Below are 16,001 nucleotides of genomic sequence, written 5' to 3'. Positions count from 1 at the left end.
AAAACTGGAAAGTACGCTTAAAACTAAATATATAAAAAAGAAAAAGCGCCTGTATGTAAAATTAACAATAACAAAAAGAGCATTCCCTGCCCAGTAAAAGCGGGAAGGCTCTTTTTAATGCAGAAGAAGCGGAGGCTATGAGTGGAAAACCGGCTCAATCGTATACCTGTAAACTTCAAAATGCAGCAAATCAGGATATATAGAGGCCAGTTTATCTTTTTTTGTTATGGAGAGGTCTGCTTAAATCCCCGAGATCTGTAACTTCTTTGTTATTGCCTTCACGTATTTCTTTGCGATACTTATCAAGACGTGCTTGTTTTTCATCCAGCTCGGCCAGTACTTTTGGACAATCTGTACTATTTTTCTTTTTCATTTCAAGCCCCTCTTTCTAAAAGTTATCATTTAAATTAGTATGTTAGATTTTTATTTCTTTTACAATAGGTATTTAGATGAAATGTGGTTTATATGTTTAAAAATGGTAAATTATAAGCGCGAACATAAAAATGAAGAAATTAATGGAAGGCCACGGCCCCCCCAAAACAGTTTCTGGTGCTCACGTTCGTTTATCAGGACAAAAGAAAGCAGCGCCCCAACTGAAATTAGGGACGCTGCCTGATTTTTAACTGCTTTGCTGGGTTTCACGATCATCATCAAGCACGGTTTCTGCAATGTTTACAGCATGGTCGCCGATACGCTCTAAATTGCTCAGCATATCAACAAAAACGATGCCCGCAGAGCCGGAGCACTGCCCTTCATTGAGACGCATAATGTGTTTTTTACGCAGTTGCCGTTCCATTCGGTCAATGTCTTCTTCCTGAGTCAGTACCCGCCCGGCGATTTCCCGGTCGTCCTTCTCGAGTGCTTCAATGGACCGGGAAAATGTGCTTGTGGTTAATTCGTACATCTTATTTAAGTCATTATAGGCTTCCGGCGAAAGTGTTACTTTATTCGATACCTGGTAATCAACGAGTTCCATTAAGTTTTCCACGTGGTCGCTCACGCGTTCAATGTCGCGCGTAGTATCCATCAGAACAGAATGCTGGCGTGAGCTTTCAGAAGAAAGAGATCTTGAAGAAATACCTGTTAAATAATTGGTGATGTTTTTGTCCAGGTTATTGACGGCTTCTTCGTAGCGGACGATTTTTTCCGCAGCCTTTTTATTTTGGGTCCCTACATAAGTTTCGCTCTGCTTCAGCCCTTTTTCTGCATACTCAGCCATACGGAGTGTTTCCAGCTTCGCCTGGTCGAGGGCGATGGATGGCGACTGTTGGATAAAGAGCGGGTCAAGGTGCTTTGTTTGATAATCTATCTCCTCTTCGCGGCTTGGAACCAGCTTAGTGACAATATACGCCAGGATTCCGACAAAAGGCAGCTGAATCAATACATTGGCCAGGTTAAATATGCCGTGGGCAAACGCGATTGTCATGGGCGGATTCAGCTGCAGGGCGCCCTGAAGATAGCTGATAAAGGCGGTGTATGGAACGAGCAGTATCAGCACAATTGCTGCCCCGAGCATGTTGAAGATCACGTGCACCATCGCTGCCCGCTTGGCCGCCACCGAAGCTCCGATGGCCGCAATTACTGCGGTTATGGTGGTTCCAATATTGTCGCCAAACAGGATTGGCAGGGCAGCTTCTAGCGGAATGGCCCCCTGGCTGAACAGCTCCTGAAGCAGGCCGATTGTTGCTGAAGAACTTTGCAGGCCGACGGTAAAGAGGACACCGACAAGAACACCAAGCAACGGGTTTTCACTCATACTGATGGTTAAGTCGTTAAAAGCCGGAAGATTCTCTAAGGGCGCTACTCCTTCGCCCATCAAAGTTAAGCCATAAAACAAGGCACCAAAGCCAAACAAGGTCTGCCCAATGTTGTTGGTTTTTTTATTTTTAAAGAAAAAGATCAGTACTGTTCCTAGAAATAGAATCGGAAGAGCGTAAGCTTCCAAATCAATTCCGATAATAAAAGCCGTCACCGTAGTACCGATGTTTGCTCCCATAATGACACCGATGGCCTGCCGCAGTGTCATAAATCCTGCGCTGACCAGCCCTACAGTTAAAACAGTGGTGCTTGAACTCGACTGAATAAGAATCGTAACTACCGCACCTGTGAGCACACCTAAAAACGGGTTGCTCGTAAATTTATCCAACAGGTTCCGGAGTCCGTCACCGGCAATCTTCTGCAGGCCATCCCCCATAAACTTGATACCAAACAGAAAGATTCCTAAGCCACCGAGAAATGTAAACAAAAGCGATTGTATATCCAAAACAATGATTCCTCCCCTTGAAGTCTATCGAACACGGGAAACTGCAATACCCTCTATAGTTTTAAAGGATAATCACCTGTAATGTAAATAAAGGAATTATTAAGATTTTGTAAAGGCGGGGAGGGGAAGCATATGAAACATGCTCCAGCAATGATTACGGGGAAAACAATGTTTTACTAGTAAGCTGAACTGTGCGAAGAAACACCAATATTATAAAATTCCCAGGCAGCTTTTAATGGTTGGACGTCAAGAAGAAAACGAATAAAAACCCCTTGCATGGCAAAAGGATGCAGAGCATGGAAAAATGCTTCTATATCTTTATGCATCGCTACCCATAGTTCATCAGCATATAAAAACAAACTCTCCGGCGTCCCTAAGATAATTCCGTTTTAACGTAATTCGCCAGAAATGCGGATTTTTGATGCAGCTGCCAATACTTCCGGAATAAATGATACAGCATCCATTCCTTCCACAGGCATTGCCATTTTGTCGTCTGGAAGAGAAGAGGTGATGCAGTATGTGCCATCAAAGAAACGTTTAAGTTTTAGATCTGCATTAAGTGCAGGAGCGGCAAGTGCAATATAGACAACGTAATTCAGGGTTTTCGGCAAAGAATGGCTTGTTTATTGAAAAACATAAAAACGAAGCAGAATGCTGACAAAACTTTTGAGAGGTTGATAGTTAATAGCGGATTGATTTCTATATTCATGTCTAGATTTTTTCAGCAAATAAAAATATACTATAAAAATTCCGCTATAGACCAGGCGCTAATACAGCACTAAGAGGTAAGGAAAAGCACACATAATTTCAAATGAATGTATTAAATTTATTTGTAAGGGTTTACATATAGAGATGATTTAATTACAATAAGTATATATTACGAAAGCGCTTACTCTATTTTCGGGAGGTTCACACATGGAAAAAATCAAAGTAGGGTTTTTAGGCTCGGGCTTCATTGCTTCTGTGCACGGTTCTATCCTGCAGGAGGATGAACGAGTAGAAATTACTGGAGTCGCAGATATTGTGCTGGATAATGCCAGAAAATTAGCGGGCTCTCTTGAAGGAAATGTTCAGGCCGTCGAAACGCTGGACGAATTGATCAGCTTAGGGGTCGACACGGTATATGTAACTACGCCAAATACAACACATGTAGAGCCCGTCATTAAATGCCTCGAAGAAGGATTGAATGTGTTTAGTGAAAAGCCGATGGCTGTAACCGAAGAAGGCGCGGAAAAAATTCGGGAAGCGGCAAAAGAATCGAAGGGGATTTACAATTTAGGAATGAACCGCCGGTATGCAAATACCTATAAAAAGGTGAAGGAGTGGATCAGGGAAGGGGAGCTGGACCCATATCTCGGTCAGTTTAAGCTTAACCGCGGTGAGCTGCTAAAGCCGGCTTGGACGGCAGACTCAAACAAAACAGGCGGCTTTCTTTATGAAACGACGATTCATCAAATCGACCTGCTGCCGTATTTTTTCGGAGCGGTAAAAACTATTCGCTGTGAGGCCAGACAGAACATCTCTGATAATGAATTTGATGATTTTGCCGTGCTGGTAACGTTTGAAAATGGCAGTATTGCCACACTTGTATCTTCTGCCCATTCGGGCTGGAGCTTCCCATTTGAAGCAGTCGAAATTTACGGAAAATATTCTACAGCTACAACCGCAGAGCTTGAGACGGTGCGCCTGTCCCCCGGACTGGAGCAGCAAATGATAGCCGAGGATTACACGCAGGTTCCTTTTTATGAAAAGGGTGGATACATTGAAGAGGACAGATTGTTTGTTGACGCGCTGGTTAATAAAACAGCCCCTCCTGTGGATGTTGATGACGCTTATCAATTAACTATGCTTATCAATGCTATTTATGAAAGCGCCAGAACGGGCGAAGAAATAGATTTTTCGAACAGGATAAAAGCTCTAAAAGAAGCATAGTTTTTAATATTTACTTAAGCGCTTAAGTAAATATAGGGAGTATATACATTAAACAGCAGCTCCCGGCACAAAGAGAATACACGGAGGTGGAGAACCAGTGGGAGAAGAAAAGAAAACGATTAATGTTGGCATGGTGGGCTACAAAATGATGGGGAGGGCGCACAGCCATGCATACCGGGACGTCCCTTTCTATTTTGACAGCCCGGTAACACCGAAACTGGACACGATCGTTGGGAGGGACTCCTCGAGAGTTGGGCCGGCCGCTGAAAAGATGGGCTGGGCCCGGCATGCGACAGATTGGCGTTCCCTCGTCGACCGAAGCGATATTGATTTAGTTGATATTGTGACCCCGAATGATACTCACAGTGAGATTGCCATTGCGGCAGCGGAAGCCGGGAAGCATGTACTCTGCGAAAAACCGCTGGCCTTGTCCGTAGAAGAAGCGGTCCGGATGCGCGATGCAGTAAAGAAAAACAATGTCACTCATATGCTCTGTCATAATTACCGGTTTGCGCCGGCAGTTCAATTTGCCAAACAGCTGATTGACAGCGGAAAACTTGGGCGTATTTATCACATCCGTGCCACGTTTTTGCAGGATTGGCTGATGGATCCAAACTATCCGCTCACCTGGCGCATGCAGAAAAATATTTCAGGCTCGGGTACGCTTGGTGATCTTGGGGCCCATATTATTGACCTTGCTAGATTTCTGGTGGGCGAATTTGATGAAGTGGCTGGAATGATGAAGACCTTTATTAAAGAGCGTCCGCTTGGGGACACCGTGCACAATCTCCAGACAGAAATTCGTGAGGGCGAATGGGGCGAAGTAACGGTAGATGACGCTTCCGCTTTTCTTGCCACCTTCCAAAACGGGGCGATGGGAACATTTGAAGCCTCCCGCTTCAGCCGGGGCAACCGTGCGGGCAACCGCTTTGAAATTAACGGAGAAAAAGGCTCCATCCGCTGGGACATGGAAAACATGAACAATTTGGAGGTTTACTTTGAAGAAGACGAAGCCGGGCTGCAGGGATTTAAAACGATAAACTGCACGGAAGCAGCACACCCGTTTGCGGGGAATTATTGGCCGGCAGCCCATATCCTCGGATATGAACATACCTTCGTCAATTTAATAGCTTCTCTAATGGACAATATTTCAGCGGGAGTAAGCGCTGCACCAAACTTTGAAGATGGGGTTATGAACCAGACTGTCCTGGAGGCGGTTGAACGTTCCGTGAATAAAAGGGGATGGACCTCTATCTCTGAAATTTATAAACCCGAGGGCGTGGAAATTAATTAAAGGAGGACATGCAATGGCACAGCAGGATATACGAGTAGCAGTTTTAGGCCTTGGAAGACTGGGGATGTTTCACGCAAGCAATATGATGAATAAAGTAAAGGGGGCAGAGCTTACGCTGATTTGCGACCCGATTGCCGAGCATGCAGAAAGAGCTGCCGACCAGCTTGGGGTGCCTGCGTGGACCGCGCACCCGGAAGACGTGTTCCAAAACCCGGACATTGACGCGGTCGTTATTGTGACACCGACGAGCACGCATGCAGAAATGATTAAAAAGGCAGCGGCGCACGGCAAACAGATATTTGTGGAAAAGCCGCTCACCTCCACGATTGAAGAAGCAGATGAGGTCATTGATGTGGTGAAACAAGCAGATGTCATCTGCCAGGTGGGCTTTATGCGCCGGTATGACCCGGGATACTTTGATGCCAAACAGCGGATTGATGCCGGGGAAATTGGCAGGCCGATGTATTTTAAAGGATTCACCCGCGACAGCGGTTCTCCTCCGGCCTCCTTTATCAAAAACAGCGGCGGTATCTTTCTGGACTGCTCGATTCATGATTATGATATTGCCCGGTATTTAATGAGCTCGGAAATTTCCTCGGTGTCCGGTCACGGACGGATTTTGATGAATCCATTCATGGAAGAATACAACGATGTCGACCAGGCCATTACGTACCTGGAGTTTGAAAACGGCGGGGCGGGTGATGTGGAAGCAAGCCGGAACTCCCCGTACGGCCACGACATCCGCGCCGAAATTATTGGAACGGAAGGGGCCATTTTTGTGGGCTCCCTGCGGAACAGCGACGTCACGGTTCAAAGCAGCACAGGCAGCAATCATGAGATTGTACCGAATTTCCAGATGCGGTTCCGGGAAGCATATGTGCAGGAGCTGGAACAATTTATCAAATGTGTCAAAGGCGAAGAGCAGCCGCGGGTGACATCCGTGGATTCGAAAATCAACATGCAGGTAGCGCTCGCTGCCACCCGTTCCTATATGAATAACGGAAAGCGGATCAATATGCAGGAGCTGTACCAGGACAAAGTATACGTGCTGTAAAGGATAGAAGAGGGGGAAAGACAATGCTGTATGGTTTAAACGGTTCTACGACGGATCAATGCACTTTGGAGGAAGATATTCTGGTTGCAGAGCATGCAGGCTACGATGTGGTAGAGCTTAGAACGTATAAGCTCGAAGCATTTTTAAAGCATCACACACTCGATGAGCTGAATAAGCTTTTCGAACAGTCATCCGTTAAGGCAGACGCCATTAATGCCATCGAATTCTTTAACCTGAAAAAGGGAGAAGAACGGGAGCAGGTGTTAAAAGATACGGAAAAATGGTGCCGGATCGCCCAGGCTGCTGGTTCCTCGTACGTTATTGCTGTACCGAGCCCAAGGCCGCCGGAGGTTTCAAACGAAGAAATTGTAAAAGACAGCGTACAGATGCTTCAGGAAATGAGCGATATTGGCCGTAAATATCAGATAAACATTGCACTTGAATTTATAGGCATCGAAAATTTTTCGATTAAAACTATGGAAGCTGCTAAAGAAATTATGGATGAAGTGGACCGTGAGAATCTAGGCCTCGTACTGGACGTTTTTCACTTTTATACTGGCGGTTCCTCTCTGGATGCTATCGGCCACATACCGACGGAAAAAATATTTGTGTTTCACATTAATGATGCAGAGCATGCAAAAATCGAAGAGCTTGAAGACAAAGACCGCATTTTTCCAGGCCTTGGCGTCATTCCATTACAAGAAATTGGTAAAAGAATACAAAAAACAGGGCCTATACGTATGGTCGGTTTGGAGCTGTTTCGGCCCGATTACTGGGAAATGGAAAAATACCGCTTAGGAGAGCGGTCCTACCAGTATGTAAAAGAGGCATCGGACAAAATGTTTGCATAAAGATCAGATAATTCTCACAAGTTGCTTTCAACAGTCAGGGGTATGCTGGCGGTTTATAAACTTCTTTCTCGAAATGACGAAAACAAAGACTCATATTGAGCCTATTTCCTTTGAGGAAAGAAAGGAGGAAGGAAGGGGGCATCATTCCCTTCTTACATTTGAATGAAAAACAGCCAAAGATTTTATATTGTTTCAGTGGCGCTCGTTGCTTCGCTGGGCGGACTGCTTTTCGGGTATGACACAGCAGTTATTGCCGGAGCAGAACAATCAGTGCAGCTATATCTGGTAGACAGCTTAGGGCTGGGATCACTGGTTCATGGTTTGACTGTCTCAAGCGCACTTGCAGGTTGTATTATCGGGGCCTTGATATCAGGATTGATCGCAAACAGTATCGGCCGGCGGAATACGTTGATCATTGCCGCGACTTTGTTTGCTTTATCAGCCCTGGGCTCTGCTTATCCGGAGTTGTTCTTTTTCACCCGGGGAGAGCCGACATTATCTTTGTTAATTACATTTAACCTTTACCGTATTCTCGGTGGTATTGGTGTAGGTCTTGCCTCAGCGATCGCACCAGTATACATCAGTGAAATGAGCCCCCAGCATATCCGGGGCAAGCTCGTTGTTTTGTACAACATGGCTGTCGTTTTCGGACAGACTGTAGTTTATATCGTCAACTGGGGAATCGTGCGGGGGCAGTCAAGCGCATGGGTTGATGACATTGGCTGGAGACTGATGTTCGCCTCGGAGCTTGTGCCGGCAGCGCTGTTTTTCTTACTACTGTTGTTTATTCCGGAAACGCCAAGATACCTGGCACTTAAAAATGCAGATACCCAGGCATATAACGTACTGGAAAAATTACAGGGGTCCAAGGAAGCCGCAAGCCGTACACTTTCAAGCATCCAGGAATCAATTAATACCAAAACCCAGAAGGTTAATTTGTTTTACTATGGAAAATTAGTTCTGGCTGTAGGCTTTACCATTGCCGTTTTGCAGCAGTTTATCGGCATCAACATCATCCTTTACTATGCTCCGCGTATTTTTGAAAGCCTCGGTGCCGGACAGTCTGCTTCAATGCTGCAAACTATATTAGTGGGGGCTATCGGCGTCGTTGTTTCCTTAATTGCTATTCGCCTGATTGACAGAAACGGCAGGAAATTTCTGCTTTTGCTCGGATCAGCGGGCTGTGCGATTTGTTTGTTCACTGTAGCTACACTATTTTTCTCAGGCGTCTATGGGGTCGCGACGCTCATATTCATCTTAGGATTTGTCGCCTTTTTCCAAATGACCTGGGGGGCTGTTACCTGGGTAATGCTTTCAGAAATATTTCCAAACAAAATCAGAGGCCAGGCTATGTCTTTAGCGGTGACGCTCCTCTGGGGTGCTAACCTGACAGCTTCAGCTACCTTCCCGCCGCTGAATGCAGCTTTTGGTGTCGGCTCGTTTATGATTTACGGTGCCGTCAGCACATTCGCCTTCTTCTTTATATGGAAATTCGTTCCTGAAACGAAAAATAAATCGCTCGAAGAAATTGAACAGATCTGGTTCGATCAAAAATCAAAAAGCGAGCAGGCAAAAACAGACAAGCAGGCGCAGTCGTCATAAAGACGCCAAATAACTATGATTCATTGCAAACACTGCTTTAAGCAAAATAAAAGAATTAATTCGAAAAGCTGGATAATTTCCAGCTTTTCTTAATAGAAAATATTGGGGAGAGAAGCCTGCGGCTGCCAGAGCATGAAAGTAGAGTAATTGTATATCTAATATTTATTTGTTTATAATAAACCGTCAACAAATCTAAACAGTGAAGGAAAAAAGGTAATAAAAAACTGGAAAAGAGGAGAAAAATGAAACCAACCATATACGATGTGGCAGAGCGGGCGGGGGTTTCGATTGCTACGGTTTCAAAAGTCATCAACGATAAAGCTGATGTAGGACAGAAAACGAAAAAACGAATACTGAAAATCATTGAAGAGGTAGGGTATCACCCGAGCATGGTAGCTTCCGCACTCACGGGAAAGCACACGCATACCATCGGATTGGTGATCCCGGACATCGCGAATCCTTTTTTCGCGGAGCTGGCGAGAAGTGTTGAAGACACGGGGCATGCGAACGGGTACAGCGTAGTCATATGCAACACTGATAACGATCCGGAAAAAGAAGTGCAATACCTGTGGTGGCTGAACCAAAAAAAGGTGGACGGGGTAGTGTTAGGCACGGGGATGCACAATATGAAAGCACTCAAGGAATTCATGGAGCAGAACATTCCCGTAGTGCTTGTGTCCCGGGATATTCCAACTCTCTCGGTCAGTACTGTATTGGTGGATGACTTTCGCGGCGGTTATGTAGCTGCCCGGCATTTGCTGGAGCTGAATCACCGAAAAACTCTTTTGCTGGTCGGGGATTTGGATAATTCAAGCGAGCAGAATCGATTGAAAGGGTTTTATGCAGCATTCGAAGAGGCAGAAACAGATAAAGATAATATTAAAATTATTGAAGGATTAATGACGACCCAGCAGGCAGCGCATGCTGTCAAAGACGCTTTGGAAAAAGACAGTACGGTCAGCTCAGCATTTGCCTTAACGGATTTTCTGGCTATCGGCGGCATCCAGGGCGCGAGGGAAGCAGGAAAAAATGTACCGGAGCATTTTTCTGTAGTAGGATTTGACGATACGTTCATCGCCGTTCTAAGCTATCCCCCGCTGACTACGATTTCACAGCCAATTGTGGAGATGGGGGAAATTGTTACCCAGACGCTTGTAGATCAGATTAAAGGAAAAAAACAATCCAGCCGCACGATTATTTTAACGCCGGATATCAAAATACGACAGACTACAGCGAATAATACAATGAGCATACAGGAGCCAGCGCAATGAAAAACCTCTTTAAATTTCCTGCGTACTTCCAATAAAAAGCAATGCCGGTCCGGGAAAGGAGAGGCATTGCTTTTTCTGCTTGCACGAATTATTGTTTACTGATTTCAGCTTTCTGTATTTCTCTTTTTGTTTGCTCGACTAGAGTCTCACTCATATTGGCCATGGCTCCGGTATGCTGGTTGTAGCTGAAAAAGATGGCAGGAAGCGGAAAAGAAGCATCTTTTGTTTCAGCCCATACCTCCTCGATTTCTCCCGGTAGTTCATAAAACCCGACAGCCCAAACGTCAGAAAGCACATGATAATGGCTTTCTCGTAGGTTCACGCTTTTTCCGCCTTCAAATAATTGTTTCCTCGTATAGTGCCGCTCTACCAATGTTTCGTCCTTTTGCAGCATCACTGCCCGGTACTTGGTTTCTTCCATAAATAGCCGCCCTTCTTTCTGCTCGATAAGATATTGTTTGAAGTCTAACCTTCCTGTTCCCGACAGCAGGCAAAAATAAAAGTACACAAGGGAGAAGGTCGAGAGGCTTAAGTACTTATGTCTTTAGAGTGATATAGGCAGGAATGGGGGCGGTCATCCGACATGCCATCGGACGACGAATATAAGTTACCGTATCTGTTCCCTTCGAGATTACTTAACTCTTGAAGGGAATAAAATTTATTTTGCAGTGATATCTTTAAAAAATACGGGTAGAAGAAAGTTTGTACTTATTAAGTTTGATTCCAGGGTATATAAGGTAAAGACTGTTAAATTATAGAGGTTTTTTGAACATTAGCATGTTTGGCTGAAAAATTGGTTTCATGAAAAATCCCGGAAGCGGGGAGAAAAGAGGAGATAACGGTGGCTGTACGTAAACCAATTTCCGGTGAAGACCAGCAATCAGCAGTAGTCATCGTCGATAATGGAGGAGTAGAAGAAAGAATCAATCTTCTCGTTTTAAGTAATAAAGCCATTAAAGCATTGGCAAAAGACAGCGGCTTAAAGATTAAAGCAACGAAAAAGCAGGATATGGTTAATGAAATCCTAAATCAGGCGGCCGGATCGAAGCTGACAGTTCAAAATAAGAAACCAGGTATTACAGAAGAAAAGCCTGCCAGCCAAAAAAATAAAGAAAACTACGCCGGGGTCATTATTACGAATAAAGAGGGAAATGAAGAAGAGGTTAACCTTTATTCCATGGAAAAGCAGGCTGTAAAAAAATTGGCGGTAGACAGTGGGCTGCAAGTAACAGCGGAAAATAAAAACGGGATGATTGAGGAAATTATGAAGCAGGTTAATGAAGCGTATCAAGGAACGGAGAAAACGCCCGCCGAAAATAATAACGAAGACCTGAATGAAAACACACTGTCAGAAAATAAAGCCCCGGCCTCCTCCTCGTTTCTATCAGAAGCTGCACAGAAAACGCTCGTCCATGATATTACACGTACCATAGCCTTGGAATGGAAGGATGAAATGTACACAGAGGTCAAAGAAGAACTCAAGCAGCAAGTGAAAAACGATGTTATGCAAAATGCCTGGGAGGATTTAGTTAGAGAAATTAAAGAAAGCGCCGGGGATAGCAGCATAACCGGGAAAAAATTTTTATCCATTAAACCTCGTGCGGACAGATAGAGGCTTAAAAGGATTACTCAAGTTCGAATAGTAAAGAAAGGGGCAAACATAATGACTGAAAAAAAAGATAAAGTTACCTACGGGCTAATGGCAGCCGGAAGTTTGATCGGAGGCGCTATTCCGATGGTCACAAAAGGAATGAAAAAGAAAGATGCCCAGGACGAGTCATTGGGAGAATCGGAAAAGGAGAAAAACAATTCGTCGAAGGATGAAAATAAAAGCGGGGGCGCAGCTTCCTTATTGAAAAAACCACTCAAAAAAGCTGGGGAAACGAAAGACGGCGTAAAGCAGACCGTAGAAAACTCGAAAGCGAAACTTTCCGGCACGTCAAGTTCGTCTTCAGAGAAGAAAGATAAAAGACAGGTGCCCAAAAAAGCAAGAATGGTTTCTAAAAAAGAAGGCAGGCCACAATTAAAGAACGCAGAAAGTACGGCAAATCATGCCTCCAAAGAAAAATCGGCGCCTTCTAAAAAGAAAAAATCAAAACAGAACGGCCCTCGGCTTACTGAAGTGATGGACAGCGTTAATGCATTTTTCGAAAACTATGTAGCCGAACCAAAGCGTATTACTTCCACAGAAGAAAAGGACGGGCTGTGGCATGTAAAAATCGAAGTGCTGAACAATGACGGCAGAAAAACGAAAGTAGAAACATACGAAGCCACCGTGGATGAAGAACTAGAGGTTACTTCATATAAACAGGTATAATAAATTTACAGTTGCATAGTAGTTGAATAGAATTGGCTCCCTGCAGGCTTCTAAGAAGAAAAGCCTGCAGGGGTTTTTAATATTGCCGGCTGCAGCCGGGCGTAAAAATTAATGAATTTACCCTGTGATTGAAAAATTTAAAAGTAATTTTCTCTTTATGCTGCAGATAATGTTACGTAAAAACGTGCTTTTTGTAATAAACGCGTAATATTTAAAACGCATTTTGTTTAGTAATGAGTGGAAATACGGTTTTTTTTCGGCAAATACACGTACGAAGACCCAACATTTTTACATAATATGAAAAACTATTAAGGTTAGATTACAACTAAATTAATGTTATTGCCATTTGTACTTTTTCAAGGCATAATCGGTAGCGTTGTGTTTGAGAGAAAGCACAGAAAAAGTAAACGACGGTAAGACGACCTGGCAATCCATGCAGTGTTGGCACAAAGACAAGTAAACATATAGGCAAACTTTTCAATGGACTTCGTCATCAGGGCGGATAACAATATTATGATCACAAAGGATGAATTATTTATGATGAAAAAAACACTATTCGGTACAGCAATTACAGCAGGCGTCGTATTCGGAGCACCACAGGCAGCAGACGCATCCATCAGCGACCACGGTTCGATGTCCTACGGTGACGTTAACTCCTCTGTAGCAGAGCTTCAAGACACGTTGAAAGAAAAAGGCTACTTCCACGGCTATACTGGTTCTACATTCGGACCTAGAACGCTCAGCGCCGTGAAAGACTTTCAGGAAGCTAACGATATTTCTTCTCCAGCAGGCGACTACTTCGGCGTAGCTGGCCCGCAAACTCAGGCAGCACTTGGCGGATCTTCTGATTCTTCTGAGGAAGAAGTAGCAGGAGCATCAACTTCCGAGTCTTCCGACAGCAGCAGTGAAGGTGAAACCATGACAATGGAAGCTACGGCGTATACAGCTGAATGTGCAGGCTGCAGCGGCATTACTGCAACTGGCGTTAACCTGAACAACGATCGTGACGCTAACGTCATCGCTGTTGACCCGGATGTAATCCCACTCGGTTCCACAGTGAAAATCGAAGGTATGGGCACGTATGAAGCAGCGGACACAGGCGGTGCCATCAATGATGACCGCATTGACATTCACGTACCAACGAAATCCGATGCATTCGCATTCGGCCGTCAGGACGTTGAAGTAACAGTAGTCGACTAATTACCATAAAAGAAGCTAGCCGGAACTGGGAAGCATTTCCCGGTTCCGGTTTTTTTAGTGCAAAAAAGATCATAGAGGCCCTTATTATGGTATTGATTGTTTTTCTGAGGTAATAAACGGTTATTATAGTAACAATAATGATTTTAATCTGGACTTAATAATGATAATCTATATTTGGTGAAAAATTACTGAAAAAGATGCCTCCCTGACGTGAATAAAATACCGGCGGAAGATTTCCGCTAAACGGAGACGTCTTTTTCTATTATGTAGGGAGTATGAAAGATAATGAATAAACCACAGGGAGAAAAAGACATCATTTTAATCGGGGCCGGGATTATGAGTGCAACGTTAGGCGCACTGCTAAAAGAGCTGTCCCCTGACTGGAACATTAAAGTATTTGAAAAACTGGAGAAATCGGGAGAGGAAAGCTCCAATGTATGGAACAACGCAGGGACCGGGCATGCGGCGTTATGTGAATTAAATTACACAAAAGAGCAGCCCGATGGGTCTGTTGATATCAGTAAGGCAATCAGTATCAATGAAAAGTTTCAGGTATCCAAGCAGTTTTGGTCTTATCTGGTAAAACGTGATCTGCTTCAAAACCCGCGTGAATTCATCATGCCTCTGCCCCACATCAGTTATGTGCGCGGTGACCATAACGTTTCCTTTTTACGGAAACGTTACGAAAAAATGTCGGCACATCCGTTGTTTTCGGGAATGGAATTTTCCGAAAATCCAGAAGTGCTTGAAAAGTGGATGCCGCTAATGATGAAAGACCGGAAAATTCAGGAGCCGATAGCTGCTTCTAAAATTGAAGATGGAACAGACGTGAACTTCGGCTCATTAACAAGTCAGCTCTTTAACCATTTGGAAAAGAATAATGTAGAAATGAAGTATAACCATGACGTAGATGATATTACGAGAAATGAAGACGGCACGTGGGAAGTAAAGGTGCGCAATCATCAAAAAGAAACTCTAGAGTTGCACGAGGCGGATTTTGTATTCATCGGCGGCGGCGGTGGCAGCCTGCATCTGCTGCAAAAATCCGGTATATCAGAAGGAAAAGGCATTGGTGGTTTTCCGGTAAGCGGCCAGTTTATGGTCTGTCAGGACCCGGACGTGGTATCCAAACATTTCGGAAAAGTGTATGGCAAAGCTCCCGTCGGAGCACCGCCAATGTCTGTACCGCATCTGGATACCAGATATATTAATAACCAGGAAACGCTTTTGTTCGGGCCGTTTGCCGGTTTCTCGCCAAAGTTTTTAAAGACTGGATCGCTAATGGATTTACTGGGTTCTGTCAAACCAGATAATTTGTTTACGATGATGGCCGCGGGTCTCAAAAATATTCCGTTGACCAAGTATTTAATCAAGGAAGTAATGCTTTCGAAGGAGCAGCGGATGGAAGAACTAAGAGAATTTGTTCCGAGTGCGAAAACAGAGGATTGGGAGCCGCTTGTAGCCGGACAGCGGGTGCAGGTCATTAAAGACACGGAAGAAGGAAAAGGCACGCTGCAATTCGGAACAGAGGTCATCAATGCGGAAGATGGATCTATAGCAGCCCTTCTCGGAGCGTCGCCAGGCGCATCTACAGCAGTATCCATTATGCTCGAAATCATTGAGAAATGCTTCCCGCAATATCTCGATACATGGGAGCCGAAACTAAAAGAAATGATCCCTTCGTACGGCATAAACCTTTCAGAGCAACCAGAAATGATCGAAGAAATTCACAAATCCACCGAAGACACGCTTGGGTTGAAGAACCAGAAACAGCCGCAAATGACGTAAAGTTGAATCTGGTCAATACCAAAAGCCTTTTCTCAGTTTGAATAGCTGAGAAAAGGCTTTTTTGGTTTAAGGCCGGTAGTATGGAAAGTAAAGAAAAAAGCTAATATGTATTAAAAAAATCCCAGTAATGATAGAACGTAATTAATAAAGTGAGGAGAGTATAGATCAACGCAGCAAAAAAGAGCACCGAAAACCGGAGGCCGCTGCGAGACTTTGTCTCCATTCTAATCCCAGCATCTCCCTGGGTCTGCATACGAACGTGCTCCAATGAAAAACTGCCGGAAGAAGTAAACCAGCCTATCACAATCACCGCAGCCAGGCCGGTGAGAAACGAAAATTCAATGAAAGCAGCAGAAAAAAGAAGGCAGCGAGTCAGTTGAGAGCAATAATGACAGCCAGTGCCAGCAAGCCGGAAAGCATTTTCTTCAC

At 44.4% G+C, this 16,001-nt stretch carries 14 protein-coding genes; 10 read left to right on the top strand and 4 right to left on the bottom strand.

Annotated features, from left to right (window positions below; translation table 11 throughout):
• Positions 1-211: 211 nt before the first annotated feature.
• From ACTTK6_RS03560 to ACTTK6_RS03550, 3 genes are all read right to left on the bottom strand, one after another.
• A complete protein-coding gene (locus ACTTK6_RS03560; RefSeq protein ID WP_158219059.1) occupies positions 212-373 on the bottom strand; it encodes a hypothetical protein in 162 nt (53 codons plus the stop codon).
• A gap of 246 nt (positions 374-619) precedes the next feature.
• Complete coding sequence (locus ACTTK6_RS03555) at positions 620-2,269, bottom strand: Na/Pi cotransporter family protein (RefSeq protein WP_462832832.1); 1,650 nt, start codon at positions 2,267-2,269, stop codon at positions 620-622.
• Between the two features lie 383 nt (positions 2,270-2,652).
• Positions 2,653-2,874 (bottom strand): hypothetical protein, encoded by a 222-nt coding sequence (locus ACTTK6_RS03550; RefSeq protein ID WP_462832712.1) that lies wholly within the window; start codon positions 2,872-2,874, stop codon positions 2,653-2,655.
• A gap of 304 nt (positions 2,875-3,178) precedes the next feature.
• On the opposite strand from ACTTK6_RS03550, the gene ACTTK6_RS03545 reads away from it, so the two are divergent.
• From ACTTK6_RS03545 to ACTTK6_RS03520, 6 genes are all read left to right on the top strand, one after another.
• A complete protein-coding gene (locus ACTTK6_RS03545; RefSeq protein ID WP_462832710.1) occupies positions 3,179-4,195 on the top strand; it encodes a Gfo/Idh/MocA family protein in 1,017 nt (338 codons plus the stop codon).
• Positions 4,196-4,292: 97 nt separating this feature from the next.
• Positions 4,293-5,489 carry a Gfo/Idh/MocA family protein gene (locus ACTTK6_RS03540; protein ID WP_462832709.1) on the top strand — a complete coding sequence of 399 codons (1,197 nt, stop codon included), beginning with the start codon at positions 4,293-4,295 and terminating at the stop codon, positions 5,487-5,489.
• Between the two features lie 13 nt (positions 5,490-5,502).
• On the top strand, positions 5,503-6,543 hold the full coding sequence (locus ACTTK6_RS03535; protein WP_462832708.1) for a Gfo/Idh/MocA family oxidoreductase: 1,041 nt from the start codon (positions 5,503-5,505) through the stop codon (positions 6,541-6,543).
• 23 nt (positions 6,544-6,566) lie between these two features.
• The gene (locus tag ACTTK6_RS03530) at positions 6,567-7,394 is read left to right on the top strand and encodes a sugar phosphate isomerase/epimerase family protein (protein WP_462832707.1); all 828 of its coding nucleotides are present in this window, start codon (positions 6,567-6,569) and stop codon (positions 7,392-7,394) included.
• Between the two features lie 162 nt (positions 7,395-7,556).
• Positions 7,557-8,996 carry a sugar porter family MFS transporter gene (locus ACTTK6_RS03525; protein ID WP_462832706.1) on the top strand — a complete coding sequence of 480 codons (1,440 nt, stop codon included), beginning with the start codon at positions 7,557-7,559 and terminating at the stop codon, positions 8,994-8,996.
• A gap of 242 nt (positions 8,997-9,238) precedes the next feature.
• Positions 9,239-10,267, top strand: coding sequence for a LacI family DNA-binding transcriptional regulator (locus ACTTK6_RS03520; RefSeq protein WP_462832705.1), 1,029 nt, complete (start codon positions 9,239-9,241; stop codon positions 10,265-10,267).
• An 88-nt stretch (positions 10,268-10,355) separates the two neighbouring features.
• Here ACTTK6_RS03520 and ACTTK6_RS03515 read toward each other — a convergent pair whose 3' ends face one another.
• A complete protein-coding gene (locus tag ACTTK6_RS03515; protein ID WP_462832704.1) occupies positions 10,356-10,688 on the bottom strand; it encodes a hypothetical protein in 333 nt (110 codons plus the stop codon).
• Between the two features lie 420 nt (positions 10,689-11,108).
• Between ACTTK6_RS03515 and ACTTK6_RS03510 the strand changes: the two genes are divergently transcribed.
• The 4 genes from ACTTK6_RS03510 (at position 11,109) to ACTTK6_RS03495 (ending at position 15,572) form a co-directional block, all read left to right on the top strand.
• Positions 11,109-11,879, top strand: coding sequence for a hypothetical protein (locus ACTTK6_RS03510; protein ID WP_462832703.1), 771 nt, complete (start codon positions 11,109-11,111; stop codon positions 11,877-11,879).
• Positions 11,880-11,930: 51 nt separating this feature from the next.
• Positions 11,931-12,584, top strand: a complete 654-nt coding sequence (locus tag ACTTK6_RS03505; protein ID WP_462832702.1) for a hypothetical protein — start codon at positions 11,931-11,933, stop codon at positions 12,582-12,584.
• A 537-nt stretch (positions 12,585-13,121) separates the two neighbouring features.
• Positions 13,122-13,784 (top strand): 3D domain-containing protein, encoded by a 663-nt coding sequence (locus ACTTK6_RS03500; RefSeq protein ID WP_158219216.1) that lies wholly within the window; start codon positions 13,122-13,124, stop codon positions 13,782-13,784.
• A 285-nt stretch (positions 13,785-14,069) separates the two neighbouring features.
• Positions 14,070-15,572: a malate:quinone oxidoreductase gene (locus tag ACTTK6_RS03495; RefSeq protein WP_462832701.1), complete on the top strand. Its 1,503-nt coding sequence runs from the start codon at positions 14,070-14,072 to the stop codon at positions 15,570-15,572.
• Positions 15,573-16,001: the final 429 nt, after the last annotated feature.

Source organism: Marinococcus salis (assembly GCF_054971365.1).
The sequence above is the reverse complement of the archived record's forward strand: the minus strand, read 5'-3'. Positions and strand labels throughout refer to the sequence as shown.

Coding starts and splice junctions, on each gene's coding strand:
- ACTTK6_RS03560 (WP_158219059.1), bottom strand. CDS start 373: ATGAAAAAGAAAAATAGTACAGATTGTCCAAAAGTACTGGCCGAGCTG.
- ACTTK6_RS03545 (WP_462832710.1), top strand. CDS start 3,179: ATGGAAAAAATCAAAGTAGGGTTTTTAGGCTCGGGCTTCATTGCTTCT.
- ACTTK6_RS03535 (WP_462832708.1), top strand. CDS start 5,503: ATGGCACAGCAGGATATACGAGTAGCAGTTTTAGGCCTTGGAAGACTG.
- ACTTK6_RS03530 (WP_462832707.1), top strand. CDS start 6,567: ATGCTGTATGGTTTAAACGGTTCTACGACGGATCAATGCACTTTGGAG.
- ACTTK6_RS03525 (WP_462832706.1), top strand. CDS start 7,557: ATGAAAAACAGCCAAAGATTTTATATTGTTTCAGTGGCGCTCGTTGCT.
- ACTTK6_RS03520 (WP_462832705.1), top strand. CDS start 9,239: ATGAAACCAACCATATACGATGTGGCAGAGCGGGCGGGGGTTTCGATT.
- ACTTK6_RS03515 (WP_462832704.1), bottom strand. CDS start 10,688: ATGGAAGAAACCAAGTACCGGGCAGTGATGCTGCAAAAGGACGAAACA.
- ACTTK6_RS03505 (WP_462832702.1), top strand. CDS start 11,931: ATGACTGAAAAAAAAGATAAAGTTACCTACGGGCTAATGGCAGCCGGA.
- ACTTK6_RS03500 (WP_158219216.1), top strand. CDS start 13,122: ATGATGAAAAAAACACTATTCGGTACAGCAATTACAGCAGGCGTCGTA.
- ACTTK6_RS03495 (WP_462832701.1), top strand. CDS start 14,070: ATGAATAAACCACAGGGAGAAAAAGACATCATTTTAATCGGGGCCGGG.